Raw genomic sequence first — 16,367 nt, 5'->3', positions numbered from 1 at the left:
TTGCACTTTGGCAACAGCGTTGCTTAAGTGGAATGCATGACTGCCAATGCCCCTCTCCGCGTCGCCCTCGTCGGCTACGGCCTGGCCGGCTCCGTCTTCCACGCCCCGTTGATCACCGCGACCGAGGGCCTGGTCCTCGACACGGTCGTCACGTCGAACGAGGAGCGCCGGGCCGAGGCCCGCGCCGCCTGCCCGGACGTCCGGTTCGCCGCCTCGCCGGACGAGCTGTGGGAGCGCGCGGACGAGCTGGACCTGGTCGTGATCGCCTCCCCGAACAAGACGCACGTCTCCCTCGCGACGGCCGCCCTCAAGGCCGGTCTCCCCGTGGTCGTGGACAAGCCGATCGCCGGGACCGCCGCCGAGGCACGTGAGCTGGCGGCCCTCGCCGAGGAGCGCGGGCTGCTGCTCTCGGTCTTCCAGAACCGCCGCTGGGACAACGACTTCCGCACCCTCCAGGCCCTGATCGCCGACGGTGAGCTGGGCGAGGTGCAGCGCTTCGAGTCCCGGTTCGAGCGCTGGCGCCCGCAGCCGAAGGGCGGCTGGCGCGAGTCGGGCGACCCGGAGGAGATCGGCGGTCTGCTGTACGACCTGGGCAGCCACGTCGTCGACCAGGCGCTCGTCCTCTTCGGCCCGGCGGTGCAGGTGTACGCCGAGTCCGACGTACGGCGTCCGGGCGCGGCCGCCGACGACGACACGTTCATCGCGATCACGCACGCGAACGGTGTCCGCTCGCACCTGTACGTCAGCGCCACCACGGCCCAGCTCGGCCCCCGTTTCCGGGTGCTCGGCTCGACGGCGGGCTATGTGAAGTACGGCCTGGACCCCCAGGAGGCGGCCCTGCGCGAGGGCAAGCGCCCGGCGGCCGGTGAGCCGTGGGGCGAGGAGCCCGAGGAGCTGTGGGGCCGGATCGGTTCCGGCGAGTCCCCGCTGACCGGCGGCGGCGCCCCGGTCCGTACGCTGCCCGGCGACTACCCCGCGTACTACGCCGCCGTCACCGCCGCCGTGCGCTCCACCGGCGAGAACCCGGTCACCGCGCTCCAGGCGGCAGCGGCCCTGGACGTCCTGGAAGCGGCGCGCCGCTCGGCCCGCGAAGGGGTCTCCGTAACTCTCCTCCCCCACCACGACGAGGCACCGCACGCTTCGGGCAAGGAGCAGAACCGCGCATGACCACCACCTCCCTCACGATCTCCGAGCTGATCGCCCAGGAGCGCCGGCTCACGCTCCCGCACTTCGGTTACGACGACGCGTTCGCGCTCGGCAGCCTGCTGGTCGCACTCGCCCGGGACCGGCACGCCCCGGTGGCGATCGACATCCGGCGCGGGGCGCAGCAGCTGTTCCACGCGGCGCTGCCGGGTTCGAGTGCGGACAACGACGCGTGGATCGACCGGAAGCGCAAGGTGGTCGAGCGGTACGGCGAGAGCTCGTACCTGGTCGGCACCCGGTTCCGGTCGAAGGGCACGACGTTCGAGGAGTCCTCGCGCCTGGACCCGGACACGTACGCCGCGCACGGCGGTTCGTTCCCGATCGCGGTGGAGGGGGCGGGCGTGATCGGCACGGTCACCGTCTCCGGGCTGCCGCAGGCGGAGGACCACGCGATGGTGGTCGAGGCGCTGGAGCAGTTCACGGCGACGCTGGGGAACTGAGGGGCGTACGTACGCGACCGGGGGCGCAGTCACCGTAGAAGTGACGGCGCCCCCGCTCCGCGCCCTACGCCCCCTTCAGCTCCTGCCGCTGCCGGCCGAGCCCTTCCACCTCCAGCTCCACCACGTCCCCCGCCTTCAGGTACGGCTTCGGATCGGGCTGCCCCATGGCGACCCCGGCGGGCGTCCCGGTGTTGATCACATCGCCCGGGTAGAGCGTCATGAAGTGGCTGAGGTAGCGCACGACTTCACCCACCGGGAAGATCTGGTCGGCGGTGGTGCCGTTCTGCTTCAGCTCGCCGTTGACCCAGAGGCGCAGCGGCAGGGCCTGCGGGTCGGGCACCTCGTCGGCGGTCACCAGCCAGGGGCCCAGCGGGTTGAACGTCTCGCAGTTCTTGCCCTTGTCCCAGGTGCCGCCGCGCTCGATCTGGAACTCGCGCTCCGAGACGTCGTGCGCCGTCGCGTACCCGGCGACATGGGCGAGCCCCTCCTCGGCGGAGTCCAGGTAGCGGGCGGTGCGTCCGATGACGACCGCGAGCTCGACCTCCCAGTCCGTCTTGCGGCTGCCGCGCGGCACGAGGACCGTGTCCTCGGGCCCGACGACGGTGTCGGGGGCCTTGAAGAACAGGATCGGCTCCGCCGGGATGGCCGCCCCGGTCTCGGTCGCGTGGTCGTGGTAGTTCAGCCCGATGCACACGATCTTGCCGATGCGCCCCAGCGGCGGCCCGACGCGCAGCCCCGCGGGGTCGAGCGCGGGCAGCACACCGGGTGCGTCGGCGGCTGCCCGTACCCGGGCGAGGGCGGAGGCGTCGGCGAGCAGATCGCCGTCGATGTCGGGGACGATGCCCGTCAGATCACGCAGAGTCCCGTCCCGGTCGAGAAGCGCGGGGCGCTCCGCGCCCGCCGTACCGACTCGAAGCAGCTTCAACGGTCCAACTCCTCTTGTTCGAGGTGGGGCCCCTCGGCGGGTTGCGGCCGGCGAAGGACTTGGCCGATCCTCCAAGAGTTGCGATCACTCCGCAAGACCTCGTTCACACACTGGACCGGCGCGGTCGCCCGCCCCGACTACGCCGCTTTGGCCATGGCGCCGCTGGGGGCGGCCGTGTCCCGGTACGTGTCCCGGTGGAGGTAGGCCCGCTCGGCGGCGCTCCAGGCGGTCGTGGTGACGACGTACAGGGCGGCGGCGAGCGGTACGACGGCGACGGTGATCAGGGTGGCGAAGGAGAGCAGCGGCATCATCTTCACCATCGCGCCCATACCGGGCACGGGCTGCCCGTCGGGGCCGGTGGCGGGTGCCACCGGGTTGGCCGCCATCTGCCGCTTGGTCAGCCGGTAGCTGAAGGTGGCCACGGCGAGGACGAGCGCGAAGAGCCCGAGGTAGACCAGTCCGTGCGCTCCGAAGACCCCACCGTTCGCGAGGGCGTCGTGCCAGCGCCCGCCGAGCGGGGCGCCGAGGAGGTCGTGGCTGAGGAGCGCGTTGGGCTCGCCGCCGATGGAGCCGCTGGAGAACAGGTGGTAGAGCAGGAAGAAGGCGGGCATCTGGAGCAGGCTCGGCAGGCAGCCGGAGAGCGGGGAGACCTTCTCGGCGGCGTGCAGCTCCATGATCGCCTTCTGCATCCGCTCGGGGTTCTTCCCGTGCTTCCTGCGGAGCTCGGCGACCTGCGGCTGGAGCCGGGTGCGGGCCTTCTGCCCCCGCGCGGCGGCCCGCGAGAGGGGGTGGACGGCGAGCCGGACGAGGGCGGTGAACAGGATGATCGCGGCGGCGGCGGACGCGCCGTGGAACAGCGGCTGGAGCAGATCGGCGAGGGAGCCGACCAGGCTCGCGAAAGCGGACATGAAGGCGGACATGGATGAGCCCTCCGGGGGTCTCGTCGTGCCGGGAGAAGTACGTGGTGCTCGGTACTCGGCATGACGACCCACGCGGGGGCGCTACGGGACTGCGGTGCGGGAGCGCCCTACGCGATGGCCGTCAGGAGGGCATGCCCGGGTGCTCGGGGCCTGGTCCTGCCGCGGGCGTCGGGGTCGCGTTGGGGCAGGAAGGCGGTGCGCTTCTCCCGGTCCCTGATCGCCGTACGGACCCGGGTGCGGGGCACCGGGGGCGCGCAGCGGGCGCTGATGACGGAGCAGGCGAGGAGCGCGGAGCCGGCCGCGGCGGTGGCGGCGAGCGCGACGGCGGCGGAGAGGCTGCCGCCCTCGGTGAGGAGGACCTCGGCGAGGAGGAGGACGAGGAGGCCGACGGGCCGGAGCAGCCGGGCGAAGGCACCGCGCAGACGGCTGGCGTCACGCATGGGCTTCTCCTCTCCGTACGGCGTACCGGCCGATCCTGGCACTCCATTCGTTATACACGATGATCGGCCGGGCCCGGCCGCGTCGGAGGGGGCTTCCGGTCACCGGGGCCGCATGGAGGTGAGCTTCCCCCAGACGGCGAGCCGGTAGCGGGAGCTGAACTCGGGGGTGCAGGTGGTGAGGGTCAGGTAGTACCCGGGCTCGCTGTACCCGGCGGAGGTGGTGATGTTGCTGCGGGGCACGGGCGCGATGACCCCGCTGTCGGAGGGAGCGGTCTGCGCGAGGCTCTTGTCGACGGTGTACGTGAAGACGGCGTCCCGGGTCTCGACGGTGATCCGGTCCCCGCGCCGCAGCCGGTCGATGCGGCGGAAGGGCTCGCCGTGGGTGTTGCGGTGCCCGGCGAGCGAGAAGTTCCCGGCCTGCCCGGCCTGGGCGGTACGGGAGTAGTGCCCGACGTACCCCCGGTCGAGCACGCCGCCCTTGCTGGTGCCCTCGGCAACGGGGGCGGTGAGCCCGATGCGGGGGATACGGAGGACGGCGTAGGCCTGGTCCCAGCGGGGGGAGGTGGTGCGGGCGGGGACTGGGCCGGGCGGGGCAGCGGGGCTCCTGGTGCCGGTGGGGCCGGAGGCGGAGGGCGGGGGCTCGGGCACTACGGGCCCGCCGCCCGGGTCGGCCGGAGGAGGCAGGTCCCACTCCCGCCGGAGATCCTGGACGGTACGCCCGGCGTCCGCGCGGGCCTGCTGATTGGTCCACCACAGCTGATGGACGACAAGGAGAAGAAGGACGACGCCGAGGGTGACGACGAACTCGGCGGAGACCCAGAGACCGCGCGCGAGGAGGTCCCGCCCACCACGGCCACGCCGCGTGGACCGCACAACCAGGGGCAGAGACACCGGCCCCCGCCTTATCCCCCGCTCCTGCTCCTGCTCCTGCTCCTGCTCCTGCTCCTGCTCCGACACGGCGGGCACGATAGGCCCAAACCCCATAACTCTCCATACGTCTCCACCAAACCACTCCTCCACACCTCTCCCCACACCCCTCCCTACACGTCCCGGCCTCTCCTCCGACCTCTCCTCCCGGCGGCCGCTTTCCGGCAGTACCGTGTGGTCCATGCGCCCCGACACGCCTGCCGACCACACCACCGAAGCCGAGCGCCTGCTGCGCACCGCGGCGCAGTACCCCGAGGACCAGGAACCGCTGGTCCTCCAGGCCGCGGCCCATCTCGAACTCGCCGGTGACCGTGCCCGCGCGAGCACCCTCTACGACGACCTGCTGGCCGCCCCCGAGTCCACCGTCGAGAACCCGCACCTGGTCAAGGCCCTGAAGGCGGCCAACCTCTGGGAGTACGGGCACGAGGCCGAGGCCCGGGCGATCATCGAGGGCATCCGCGCCGCGGGCCCGCTGGACGCGGCGCCCTGGCAGGTCGCCGCCGAGACCCTGGAGGCGCACGACGAGCTGGAGTCGGCGCACGACTTCTTCTCGACCGCGCTGACGCTGCTGCTGGCCCCCGGCGAGGAGGTCCCGTACGCCACGCAGTCCCTGCTGACGGGAAGGCACCGGGTGCGCCGGCTGATGGGCCTGGACCACGACACGTGGGACGAGCTGGCCGGCTCGCTGCACACGGCCCCGGTCCCCCTGGACGAACTCCACGACCCGAAGCGCCTGTGGTCCCTGGGCTCCTCGGACCCGGTGGAGCTGAAGGCCGAGATCACCCGCCTGCGCGCGGAGCTGGGCACGTACCGCACGGCGCTCTCGCGCCCGTTCCCGGTGGCGGTGCTGCACTGGCCCGCGAACGAACTCCGCGAACTGCTCACGGCATACCCGGACTTGGCGGACGAGTACGTGGACCGCGCGACCCACCTGTCCCGCCTTGAGGAGTCCCTGCGCGACCTGCACGCGACGGGCACCCCGAACCTGGGCATCGTCACGGGCACGGTCCCCTCGTACGAAGCCTTCGCCGCCTCCGAAGCCGCCTCCCCCGCCGACGGCCACCTCCTCCCCCAGTACGCCACCACCCTCGCCGCCCGGGGCCGCGCCACCCCTTGGCCCCCTTCCCGCACGGCTGCTTGCTGGTGCGGGTCGGGGGAGGCTTATGGGGGGTGCCACGGGGGCGGGTGACATCTCCTACACATCCCTGACAGGGGCCACAAACTGCGATTTCGCGGTAGTGGCCCCTGCTGGTTTCAAGAGCCATTGCCCCGACTGTCAGCCCTCCTTGATACAACTGCATATGCAGCACACAGCCAAATGAGGGGGAACTCGGGGCATGCCCAACGACATTTCGGACGACGCACCAGTTGCCGGGCTTTACGAATCGCTCATCACTCATCGGCTGGCTGAACGAATGAAGCAGCTCGACTCCACGGGCTGGCACTCCGTCGACGCCGCGGTCGGCAAGGAGTCGGCACCGCACGTGCTCTCCCGCCATATCGGAGCCACAGTGCGGCGTGTGTTCCAGGGCCTCACCCCTGCCGAGCAGGTGATTGCGGCCAATCACATCCTGGAATCGCTTAATACGATAGAGGGTGCGGCAGAGTGGGTCGATCTCGTCACTGATGGGCCGCGACAGCTGTTGGCCGTCGCGGAACAGGAGGCGCCGGGCGTCTACGCCATACGCCCAGCAACGCCGTTGTCCGAAACAGCACTCATCACGAACTCCCCGGAGGACCCCAGCCTCGGCTTCGAGCTGCGCGCCGAGCTGGCCACCGCCGACCGAGTCGACCTCCTCTGCGCATTCGTGAAGTGGCATGGACTCCGCGTCTTGGAGAAGTCTCTGTCGTCGGCGCGCGAGCGCGGTATTCCCATCCGTGTACTCACGACGACCTACATCGGCGCCACCGAACGCCGCGCCCTGGACCGGCTGGTGCGGGACTTCGGTGCCGAGGTCAAGGTCAACTACGAGCTCCGCTCCACGCGTCTGCACGCCAAGGCGTGGCTCTTCCGACGTGCCAGCGGCTTCGACACGGCATATGTCGGCAGCTCGAACCTCTCCAAAGCAGCGCTTCTCGACGGACTCGAATGGAATGTCCGCCTCTCCTCCGTCGCGACGCCCTCGGTGATCCGTAAGTTCGAGGCGACCTTCGATGCGTACTGGAGTGAGCCTGCTTTCGAGTCGTACGACCCTGACAAGGACGCAGAGCGGCTGGACGATGCCTTGTCCCGCGCTGGCGGCAGCGGCCGCCCCGGGTCGACGAGCATCACCCTCTCCGGCCTAGAGGTCCGCCCGTATGCTCACCAGCGGGACATGCTCGAACGCCTCGAAGTAGAACGCACAGTGCATAACCGGCACCAAAATCTTCTCGTCGCAGCAACGGGCACCGGGAAGACCGTCATGGCGGCACTGGACTACAAGCGCCTGCGCCAGACGCTCGGTCGCGACCCGCGCCTGCTCTTCGTAGCGCACCGCCGGGAAATTCTCGAACAGTCCCTACGCGTCTATCAGAACGTACTCATCGATGCGAACTTCGGTGAGCTGTTGCTCAGCGGCGAGATCCCCAACAGGTGGAACCACGTGTTCGCCAGTGTCCAATCGCTCACAGAGCAGGCTCTGGACCGTATCGCCCCTGATCACTTCGATGTCATCGTGATCGACGAGTTCCATCACGGCACATCCCCCACCTATCGCAAGATCATGGACCATTTTCAGCCCCGAGAGCTCCTGGGCCTCACAGCCACCCCTGAACGCATGGATGGCGTGAACATTCAGGACGAGTACTTCGATGGCCGAATCGCAGCGGAGATGCGCCTCTGGGAGGCGCTGGAGAACGAACTCCTCAGTCCTTTCCACTACTTTGGCATCACCGACAACACGGACATGAGCGCTGTCACGTGGAAGCGCGGAGCCTACGACTCGACAGCGCTGAGCAATCTGTTCACGGGTAACCACGCACGAGCTCGGCTCGTGGTGCAAGCAGTGAGGGACAAGGTCACCGACCCTGACTCGATGCGCTCCCTGGGATTCTGTGTATCGGTCGCGCACGCGCACTTCATGGCTGACTTCTTCCGACAGGCAGGCCTCAACGCTGTCGCGCTGTCTGGTGAGACTCCAGCACTCGACCGCAAGACAGCACTTGATGACCTGCGCTCGGGAGCCCTCCAAGTCATCTTCTCCGTTGACCTGTTCAACGAGGGTCTCGACATCCCCGACGTCGACACCTTGCTCCTGCTGCGCCCCACCTCCAGCGCCACGGTCTTCCTTCAGCAGTTGGGCCGCGGGTTGCGTCGCACCGAGGACAAGGCGGTCCTCACTGTCTTGGACTTCATCGGCCAGCACCGCAAGGAGTTCCGCTTCGAGGCGCAGTTCCGCGCCCTGACGAACCTGACGCGCAACCGCCTCCTCGACAGCGTCGAGCAGGACTTTCCGCAACTGCCCTCCGGCTGCCAGATCATCCTTGAGACGAAGGCCAAGGAACTGATCATTGACAACATCCGCACGCAGATCGCGGTCAACGTCACTCAGCTGGCCCGCGAGGTCGCTTCCTACGCGAAACCACGTCTTGCAGACTTCCTCAAGGAGAGCGGCCGCGAGCTCAAGGAGCTCTACCGCGGCAATGGAAACTCATGGACGGGCCTGTTGCGTCGAGCGAAGCTCCTGGACGCGGTCGGTCCTGAAGGCGAGTTGCCACTCCTCAAGCGGGTCTCAGCCTTCCTTCATGTCGATGACCCACTGCGCGTCTCGGCATACAGCAAGCTACTGGCCGATGACGCTCCCGCCTACGACGAACTCAGCGAGCAGGAGCAGGGGTACGCCCGCATGCTCTTCTTCTCGCTCTGGCCGTTGGGCGGGGACTTCCCCAGCTACCAGGCAGGGCTGGATTCGCTGCGTGATCAGCACGCGTTCCGTGACGAACTCAGGCAAGTACTCGCCCACGTCCTGCAAAAGGCCGACCACGTGCCGGTGCCGCTGCTCGGGACTCACGGAGCCGTCCCTCTGACCGTCCACGCTTCGTACAGCCGCGAAGAAATCCTCCCCGCGCTGGGCCAGGCTGCTGTTGACGGATTCAAGCCGGGACATTTTCGCGAGGGCGTGAAGTGGTGCGAGAACATCCAAACGGATGCCCTGCTCGTCACCCTGGAGAAGGATGAAAAGGACTTCTCGCCTGAGACCCGCTACCAGGACTATGCCCTCAACGACTCCTTGTTCCACTGGGAGTCACAGAACCAGACATCGGAGAGCTCACCCACGGGAGTCCGCTATCGGACCCACAAGGAGAGAGGCACTCACGTCCTTCTCTTCGTGCGCCGATACAAGAAGACGGATATCGGTGGACCTCAGCCGTGGATGCTTTTGGGCCCGGCGGAATACGTCAAGCACACGGGCAGTAACCCTATGGCGATCGAGTGGAAGCTCTACCAGCAGATTCCGGCCGATGTATTGACCTACTCTGCAATCGCCGCCGGCTGACGCCCCCGCCCAGGTGGGCAAGATCCACCACGTCCATCCAGTGGAAACCGAGCCCACGCTACCCCTTCATCCCCGCCACCTGCCGCGACCGCTCCTGTAGCTCACGCGCCGCACGGAGCTTGCCGTACGGCGCGATGCGCTTGCGCATCGCCTCGAAGTGCTCGTCGCCTCGTGCCGAGGAGAGCCCCACGTAGTCGTCGAGGAAGGTGCCCCACGTGGTGCAGGCCTCCTCGATATGGCCGAACTCGAACTGCCGCTGGGCCATGACCGCGTTGGCGTGCAGACGGCCCTGTCGCTCCTGCTTCGGCTGGGTGCGGAGCGACGTCTTCAGGGCCGCGATGGAGCCCGGCAGGTCGCGTGTCTCATACAGGACGTGGGCGACGTGGAACTGGTAGGCGGACTGGTCGTACCCACCGATGGATTCCCGCCGCGAATCGGCCTTCGAGAGCGCTGCCTCGGCCTCGCGCAGCCTCCCGAAGGCCTGGCGGCGGTCACCGACCATCGAGGACGCGTGGGCCTGTTGCCCGCGGAGAAAGGCCACCAGCCGGGGGCCGGCGTCCGGCGCTGCCTCGGCTGCCGAGTCCGCCAGTTCCAGGGCCTTTTGGCCGTAGCGAAGGTTGGACGCCTGGAGGCTCATGCCGCGTAGCGTGCGGCAGTACGTGACGTGATCGGCCGCCTCCTGGGCGAGGCGCAACGCCTTCACGTAGTACTGCTGCCCGAGGCCATGGGCGCGTTCGTACATCGCCATCCAGCCCGTCAGGTACGTCAAGTCGGACGCGGCGGAGAGCATGTCGCGCCGGACCGGACCGACGGCGGAGGCGCGCAAGTACGGTGCGACCGTGTTGACCAGGAACGCGGCTGCCATCGGCCGGGCATGCCCCGCACCCAGCTCGTCGAGGATGTCCGCGATGCGGTCGGTCATCGTACGTACGGTCGCGACCTCTGCCGCGCCGATGTGCCCGGTCGGCCGGACCGAGCGGTCACGTTCCTCCGCGTAAGCCTCCCCGGCGAAGAGAGGAACGGCCAAGGCCGCCGAGTACAGGCCTGCTGCGAGAACTCCACGTCGCGACGGATCCATGTCAGCCCTTCCGAGATCCAAGAGGGAGGCGGCGGTGTCTCCGGCGTCCGCCGTCGAACCTGCCTTCGGCGAGCGCAGCCCTGCCTCGGCGAAAGTCACCGGGCGGCCCAGCTTTCGTTCCAGCGCTTCGATGATCACCGGCCTGGCCTGCGCCCGGGGCTGCGTTCCGCTCAGCCAGTGCGATACCGCGGATTGGTCGTACTTCAGCGTCATGCCGGCTTCGCGAGCGGTCCGGTTCACAGCGTTCGCGAGCTGAGTCCTGGACCATCCCGCCTGCTCAAGGAGGTTCTCAAGGCCGGAATTGCGGTTGCTTTCGGGCGCCACGGTCACACCAACTCCCCGTAAATTCATGGCTTTCACGGTTACGCCTGCCTCCAACGGTACCGGGATGAGCACTCCACGCAGTTATCTCTACACAGACCGCGATCAAAAGCGGCCATGAACGGAGATGCGTGGTGACCAACCTGATGAAGACGAGCAGCTCTACCGGCGCGGACCGATCCTCCGATGCTGTGGCGAGTACGGAAGCGGAGCAGGCAGAGCGTGAGGTGCGGCGTGTTCTCGCGTTCCAGCTGGGTACGACCACCCGCTCGGAACTCGACGATGCCGTGGCCTCATTGCACGGTCGGGTCGGCGCGCTTCTCGGCGATCCATCCGCCAGGGAGGGAGAAGGCCACTGGAGCAACGCTGACCGTGGCTTCCTTCTGGAGGCCACTCATCTCCTCGACAATCCTCCGGCCCCGGGCCCCCTGTCCCATGAGGTCTACTCCCACGTCAGGGCTCTGGCTCGGGTTCTCCGCAGGCTTGTCGCCATGAAGGGGGCAGCAGCTCCGGTCCGCCCGCCTCTTCCCGTACGGCCGACTCCGGGTCGGGGCTCAGCGCGATGAGCGAACGGGCCCGGCAGATCGCCTACGTCGTCTGCCTCGCAGCGATCGGCTCATCGATCGTTTCGGCGGTGTGGTTCGAGCGGTGACGCCGTCGGCGTAGGCGCGAATAGGCCCTACCCGTAGGCCCTTTGCCCCGGGCCGCCGCAAGCCGACGTCCGGCTCGGGCCCCCACCCCACAGACTCCCGCCCGGCTGTCTCCATGGACGGTCGGCAGCCCGGCGGGGCCAGGAGCACGACGGTGCGGAGACCGTCTCTCCGCAACATCAGCACCGGAAGGACTTTCCCATGACCATGACCGGAAACCTCTACGCGCTGCCGATTCCGGCCGCCGACGCCTTCGCCACCCACTGCGGCGGCAACGCGGGCGGCTCCAACGAGACCTGCGTGAGCCTCGCCGCCATCCCCGGCGCGGAGGCCTCCTTCGTCATCCGTGACAGCAAGCCCGAGGGCGCGGGCAAGGAGCTGCGCTTCACCGCGGCCGAGCTCGACGACTTCGCCGCCGGGTGGGTCAGGACGAGGGGGCTGACGCTCTGACCTGGCCCCCTTCCTGAGCACGAAGCACCACGCAGTGGGCCGGACCGGACACCCTCCGGGACGGCCCGACTCCCCTATCGAAGGGCGCAGATGACCTGGTCAGGGCACTGGCATGGATACGGTCCGTGGACCGGGAGCAGAGACGCGTACGGCCAGGAGGCCCTACGCCGTCCGGGTGCAGAACTGAACTCCGAACAGACCCGCGCGTTCGTCGCTTCGACGCTGCCGCCCCTCATGACCGGGCACTGGCTCATGCGACAGAACCAGACGGCCGTGGAGCGTACCTGGACCCGTGTGGTGGGTGCCGTCACCTGGCTGAAGAGCACGTACGAGGCGAATCCCCCCGGCGAGAGGGACGACGGCGGCCGCGCCTACGTCACCCTCGAAGACAAGATCGCCTACGCGGTGGACTCCCTTCCCCGAGGGGTCGACGTCTGCTGGGTGCACTACACGAAGTCCCAGAGCTTGATCTCCTTCTCGGTGGTGTGCTGCCTCAACCGCCACCATCCCGGGATCCCGTGCCCCCTTCCGCCCTCCTGACCTCTCGGCGAAGCGAAGCGAGGAAGTACACCCATGTCCCTGAGTCTCTTACTGCCCGGCCCGGGCGTGACAGCGCTCCTGACCTCGTGGCCGGACGAGCCACACGTTTACGAACGTGAGGCCAGCGAACTCGACCGTGTGATCACCCCGGAGAGCATCGACCACTACCTGGAAACCGGGTGCGTACCCGCCGACGAGATCGCCGTCGTGAGCAACGGTGCCGCGCTGCATCCCGACCGCCATCGAACGGCGGGCCGGACCGACCCGGCGAAGCTGCGGAGCCTCTACGAGGACGGCCATACGATCCGGCTCGGCAACCTCCAGCGGGTCGTCCCCTTCCTGGCGGACGTCTCCCGTGGCATTCAGCAGGAGACCGGCTACAGCAACTACCTGCACGCCTTCGTGACCCCACCCGGACGTCAGGGCCTGCTCCACCACTGGGACCAGCAGATGGCCGTCATCGTGCAGATCGCCGGCATCAAGCGGTGGCAGCTCTGGCGCCCGATGTTTCCCTCCCCGATGCGGGAGCACCAGGAATCCTTCCGTGTCTGGGACCCCGGGTTCATCCCCCGGTGGGAAGCCATGGGCCCCGACCTGGAGATCGATCTCCGGCCGGGTCAGTCCCTGCTTCTGCCGCGGGGGTGGGTCCACAATCCCCACGCACTCGACTCCGAGGTCCGAAGCATCCACCTGACGTTCGCGATCCGGGAACGTACGCCGGTCTGGGTCGCGGAGAAGCTCGTCGACCGCGTGATCGAGAAGGACAGCTTCCGGCGCGTCATCCTTCCCCATGACATCGGAGCGCATCGGCTTTCGCAGCAAGTGCGAGACGTCAGACAGGCCCTCGTCGAGCACTTGGCCGGTCTCGACGTCGACGGCTTCGCACAGTCCCTGCACCGAGCCGCTCTCGCGGAGAAGGAATACACCACTTGAGCCGATGAACCGGCAGTCCGGGCCGGCTTGCCAGAGGGCGTGGGGCGGAAGGTTGAGACGCCTCACGCCCACCCGAGGTGGACGCAAACGGCCTCAGAACTACGCCCCCGCCTCCCAAGGGTCCACCGACGGCTTCAGGCCAAACCTCCGGTTCAGCAGCGCCTGCGCTGCTTTGAGGCTCTTGATCCCTTCGTCGAACGTGGACCACCCCCGCAACATCTGTCCGGTCTCCTGGGGCGACTGGATCGTTCTGCCGCCCTTCGGCACCGAATCCAGGATCTCGCGCACCGCCCCGTCGAGGTGCTCGATGGCGGCCGCCCAGGCCGTCTGGGTCTTGGGGTCGGGGATGGGGCCCATCAGCCGGGCCGTGCTGAGCGCATCCGTGAGGCCGCCGAAGTCCAGGATCACGAGTTCGAAGGCCTCGCGGGGGCGGTCGGATTCGGCGTTCCGGGCTTCCTTGATCAGGCTGACCATCGCCGTCTCGCCTCCGTACGTGTACCACTTGTCGACGGCTTCAGCGATCTCGGCGGCGGTGCTCGGTGTGGGCGAGGCGGTCGGAGACGGGGGTGGGGGCGAGCTCGGAGGCGGGGATGAGGTCGGGGTCACGGTTGGGGTCGGTTGCGTGGTCGGCGTGGCGCCGGACCGGGCCTGATCGGCATCGGTTCCCGTGCAGGCGGTGAGCAGCGCAGCGGTGACGACCGTGATCAGCAGTGCGACGCGGGCGCGTCCGGGGCGGTTCATCGCAGGGTCCTGGTGATCAGTTCGGCCAGCAGCCGGGACCGGGGGATCATGCTCGCAACCTCCACGTACTCGTCGTCGGCGTGAGCGCCCGCGCCCACCGCTCCCAGTCCGTCCAGCGTCGGACAGCCCACGGCCGCCGTGCAGTTGCCGTCCGAGACGCCGCCGACGGCGATCCCGCGCAGGGGGCTCTGGCCCAGTTCCCGGGCGATCCGGGAGGCGAGGGCGAAGAGTTCGGCGGAGGCCCCGGGTTCCATCGGCGGGCGTCCGCCGATGTCCTGGATCTCCAGCCGGGCCCCGGGTGTGCGGGGTGTGAGCCCCCGTAGGAGCGTGTCGATGTGATCCTGCGCGGCCGAGGTGGGTACGCGTACGTCCACCGCGATCCGCGCCTGTGCGGGCACCGTGTTGGGTGTGCTGCCGGCCGACAGCAGGGTGGGCGTGACGGTCGACGTGTCCGCGCCCCCGCCGACTGCCCCCGCGCCCCCTGCCACCCCGGTCGCCCCCGCGCCCCCAGCCACCGCCGCTCCGATTCCCGCGATGGCCAACACCTGATGCGCCGCCTCGACCGCCGCGTTGACCCCCTTCTCGGGGTTCAGCCCCGCGTGCGCCGCCCGTCCGTGCACGGTCACCTCGTAGCGGGAGCTCCCTTTACGCGCTGTCTTCAAGGCCCCGTCCCGGTCGCCGGACGCCTCCAGCACGAACGCCGCCACACTCCTCCGCGCCGCCTCCTCGATCAGCTCGCGCGAGGTCGGGGAGCCGATCTCCTCGTCCCCGTTGACCAGCACGCACACCCCGTCCAGGATGCGGAGGGAGGCCAGGGCGTGGAACATCTGGACCAGTCCGGCCTTCATGTCGAGCACGCCCGGTCCCCGCGCGATCCCTGCGGTCACCGACCACGGCCGGGCATCCAGTGAGCCCAGCGGCCACACCGTGTCGTGGTGCCCCAACAGCAGCACCCTTGGGGTGCCGAAGACCCAGCGCAGATGGGTCACCCCGTCGATCACGATGCTCTCGGGAGCGGTCCCCATTAGCCTCGCCCCCAGGGCGCCCACCGCCTCGGCGCTCCGCCCGAGCGCGGCGTGGTCGGCCGAGTAGGACTCGCAGCGCACCAGCGCCTCCAGATCGGCGAGCATGACCGGTAACGCGTCCGCCTCTCCCGTATCAACACGTCTGTTCAGCACGGTACTTCCCCTCTTCGGGCAGGGGGAGTCACATCCCCCGGAGTGATCGGAGCGGCCCGTGTGCGGCCGCCTCATCGACGCTAGGGCGAGGCGATACATTCCACCAGCGACTGGATTGCATGGGAGCCATGCGGCAAGAGAATGGGTCGCACTGAGGAGGGTTGTCCCGTGTTCGACATCGACGCACTGCGGTTACTGGTGACCGTGGCCGGGACGGGTTCCTTCACCAAGGCGGCGGTCAGCCTCAACTACACGCAGTCGGCGGTCTCCCGGCGCATCGCGTCCCTGGAGCGGGAAGCGGGCGGACCGCTCTTCGAGAGGCTTCCGCGAGGCGTACGGCTGAACCCGGCCGGCCGCGCCCTGTACCGGCACGCCGTGGACGTCCTCGACCGACTGTCGCGTGCGGAAAAGGAGTTGGCCGTACTCCACCAGGGGCATGGCGGGCTGCTGCACGTGGGGGCGTTCTCCACGGCCAACATCTCGTTGGTGCCCGCCGCTCTACGGGCGTTCCGGCAGGCCAGACCGGATGTCGAGGTCATCGCGGTCGAGGGCCGCAGCGGCACGCTGACGGCCCGGCTCGCGGACGGGGCGCTCGACCTGGCCGTGGTCAGCGACTACCCCTCCGGGCTGCCCTCCGCCGACGGAGTCACCACGACACCGCTGTGCGAGGACGAACTGCTCGTCGCCCTCCCCCGCGAGCACCGCCTGGCCGGAGCCGACCTGATCGATCTGCGCGAACTGTGCGACGAGGCCTGGCTTCAGGACGCGTACGGGGACCGCCCCACGATGCTCGCCGACGCCTGCGCGCGGGCGGGCTTCGCCCCCAGGAAGATCGTCCGGATCGCCGAGTGGGCGGGGAAGTTCGGTTACGTGGCAGCGGGCCTCGGCGTCGCGCTGGTCCCGTCCCTGGCCGCCTGGGCGGTACCGGACGGACTCGTACTCGTCCGGCTCACCGACCCGGCCCTGCGCCGGACCCTGCACATCGCCCTGCCCGCCACCCCGCTGCCGGCCGCGCTGACCTTGCGCGGTCTGCTCCGAACGGCAGCCACCGACGGCCGGGGGCTCCAGGCTCCGGCCCCAGCGGGACCCGCCTGAGGCGTCGGATCCGGGTTGGCCTGGTGGCCACCGAGTTCGTCCACGGTGGCC

15 protein-coding genes are annotated in these 16,367 nt (G+C 69.1%); 8 read left to right on the top strand and 7 right to left on the bottom strand.

The window, feature by feature from the left end:
* The first annotated feature begins 36 nt into the window (after positions 1-36).
* A complete protein-coding gene (locus ACK8N7_RS23625) occupies positions 37-1,167 on the top strand; it encodes a Gfo/Idh/MocA family protein (RefSeq protein ID WP_500444066.1) in 1,131 nt (376 codons plus the stop codon).
* The gene (locus ACK8N7_RS23620; protein ID WP_500444064.1) at positions 1,164-1,643 is read left to right on the top strand and encodes a heme-degrading domain-containing protein; all 480 of its coding nucleotides are present in this window, start codon (positions 1,164-1,166) and stop codon (positions 1,641-1,643) included. Before ACK8N7_RS23625 ends, ACK8N7_RS23620 begins: the two co-directional genes overlap by 4 nt.
* 64 nt (positions 1,644-1,707) lie before the next feature.
* Here the strand turns inward: ACK8N7_RS23620 and ACK8N7_RS23615 are convergent, their stop codons facing one another.
* The 4 genes from ACK8N7_RS23615 to ACK8N7_RS23600 form a co-directional block, all read right to left on the bottom strand.
* A complete protein-coding gene (locus tag ACK8N7_RS23615; protein WP_319349525.1) occupies positions 1,708-2,568 on the bottom strand; it encodes a fumarylacetoacetate hydrolase family protein in 861 nt (286 codons plus the stop codon).
* Positions 2,569-2,705: 137 nt separating this feature from the next.
* Positions 2,706-3,488 (bottom strand): YidC/Oxa1 family membrane protein insertase, encoded by a 783-nt coding sequence (locus ACK8N7_RS23610; RefSeq protein ID WP_403213146.1) that lies wholly within the window; start codon positions 3,486-3,488, stop codon positions 2,706-2,708.
* A 107-nt stretch (positions 3,489-3,595) separates the two neighbouring features.
* Positions 3,596-3,928, bottom strand: coding sequence for a DUF6412 domain-containing protein (locus ACK8N7_RS23605; RefSeq protein ID WP_032759949.1), 333 nt, complete (start codon positions 3,926-3,928; stop codon positions 3,596-3,598).
* Between the two features lie 99 nt (positions 3,929-4,027).
* The gene (locus ACK8N7_RS23600; protein ID WP_500445837.1) at positions 4,028-4,801 is read right to left on the bottom strand and encodes a class E sortase; all 774 of its coding nucleotides are present in this window, start codon (positions 4,799-4,801) and stop codon (positions 4,028-4,030) included.
* Between the two features lie 235 nt (positions 4,802-5,036).
* On the opposite strand from ACK8N7_RS23600, the gene ACK8N7_RS23595 reads away from it, so the two are divergent.
* Both ACK8N7_RS23595 and ACK8N7_RS23590 read left to right on the top strand, forming a co-directional pair.
* Positions 5,037-6,044 (top strand): SEC-C metal-binding domain-containing protein, encoded by a 1,008-nt coding sequence (locus ACK8N7_RS23595; protein WP_500444061.1) that lies wholly within the window; start codon positions 5,037-5,039, stop codon positions 6,042-6,044.
* A gap of 148 nt (positions 6,045-6,192) precedes the next feature.
* Positions 6,193-9,330 (top strand): DEAD/DEAH box helicase, encoded by a 3,138-nt coding sequence (locus ACK8N7_RS23590; protein WP_500444060.1) that lies wholly within the window; start codon positions 6,193-6,195, stop codon positions 9,328-9,330.
* Between the two features lie 58 nt (positions 9,331-9,388).
* Here the strand turns inward: ACK8N7_RS23590 and ACK8N7_RS23585 are convergent, their stop codons facing one another.
* On the bottom strand, positions 9,389-10,732 hold the full coding sequence (locus tag ACK8N7_RS23585; RefSeq protein WP_500445835.1) for an NsdA family TPR-like regulatory protein: 1,344 nt from the start codon (positions 10,730-10,732) through the stop codon (positions 9,389-9,391).
* 854 nt (positions 10,733-11,586) lie between these two features.
* Here ACK8N7_RS23585 and ACK8N7_RS23580 point away from each other — a divergent pair.
* The 3 genes from ACK8N7_RS23580 to ACK8N7_RS23570 all read left to right on the top strand — a co-directional run bounded on the left by ACK8N7_RS23580 (position 11,587) and on the right by ACK8N7_RS23570 (position 13,302).
* Complete coding sequence (locus tag ACK8N7_RS23580; protein ID WP_500445833.1) at positions 11,587-11,829, top strand: DUF397 domain-containing protein; 243 nt, start codon at positions 11,587-11,589, stop codon at positions 11,827-11,829.
* Positions 11,830-12,081: 252 nt separating this feature from the next.
* On the top strand, positions 12,082-12,369 hold the full coding sequence (locus tag ACK8N7_RS23575) for a hypothetical protein (protein ID WP_403213164.1): 288 nt from the start codon (positions 12,082-12,084) through the stop codon (positions 12,367-12,369).
* A 33-nt stretch (positions 12,370-12,402) separates the two neighbouring features.
* Positions 12,403-13,302 (top strand): JmjC domain-containing protein, encoded by a 900-nt coding sequence (locus ACK8N7_RS23570; RefSeq protein ID WP_500444057.1) that lies wholly within the window; start codon positions 12,403-12,405, stop codon positions 13,300-13,302.
* A 99-nt stretch (positions 13,303-13,401) separates the two neighbouring features.
* Here ACK8N7_RS23570 and ACK8N7_RS23565 read toward each other — a convergent pair whose 3' ends face one another.
* Both ACK8N7_RS23565 and ACK8N7_RS23560 read right to left on the bottom strand, forming a co-directional pair.
* Positions 13,402-14,043, bottom strand: coding sequence for a hypothetical protein (locus ACK8N7_RS23565; protein WP_500444056.1), 642 nt, complete (start codon positions 14,041-14,043; stop codon positions 13,402-13,404).
* Positions 14,040-15,173 (bottom strand): M20 family metallopeptidase, encoded by a 1,134-nt coding sequence (locus ACK8N7_RS23560; RefSeq protein ID WP_500445831.1) that lies wholly within the window; start codon positions 15,171-15,173, stop codon positions 14,040-14,042. The genes ACK8N7_RS23565 and ACK8N7_RS23560 overlap by 4 nt, the downstream gene beginning before the upstream one ends.
* Before the next feature lie 216 nt (positions 15,174-15,389).
* Here ACK8N7_RS23560 and ACK8N7_RS23555 point away from each other — a divergent pair, with 216 nt between their 5' ends.
* A complete protein-coding gene (locus ACK8N7_RS23555; protein ID WP_500444054.1) occupies positions 15,390-16,316 on the top strand; it encodes a LysR family transcriptional regulator in 927 nt (308 codons plus the stop codon).
* Positions 16,317-16,367 lie beyond the last annotated feature (51 nt).

Source organism: Streptomyces griseobrunneus (assembly GCF_046713465.1).
Classification (GTDB): domain Bacteria; phylum Actinomycetota; class Actinomycetes; order Streptomycetales; family Streptomycetaceae; genus Streptomyces; species Streptomyces microflavus.
Note: the sequence above shows the minus strand (reverse complement) of the source record. Positions and strands in the feature narration are given on the sequence as shown.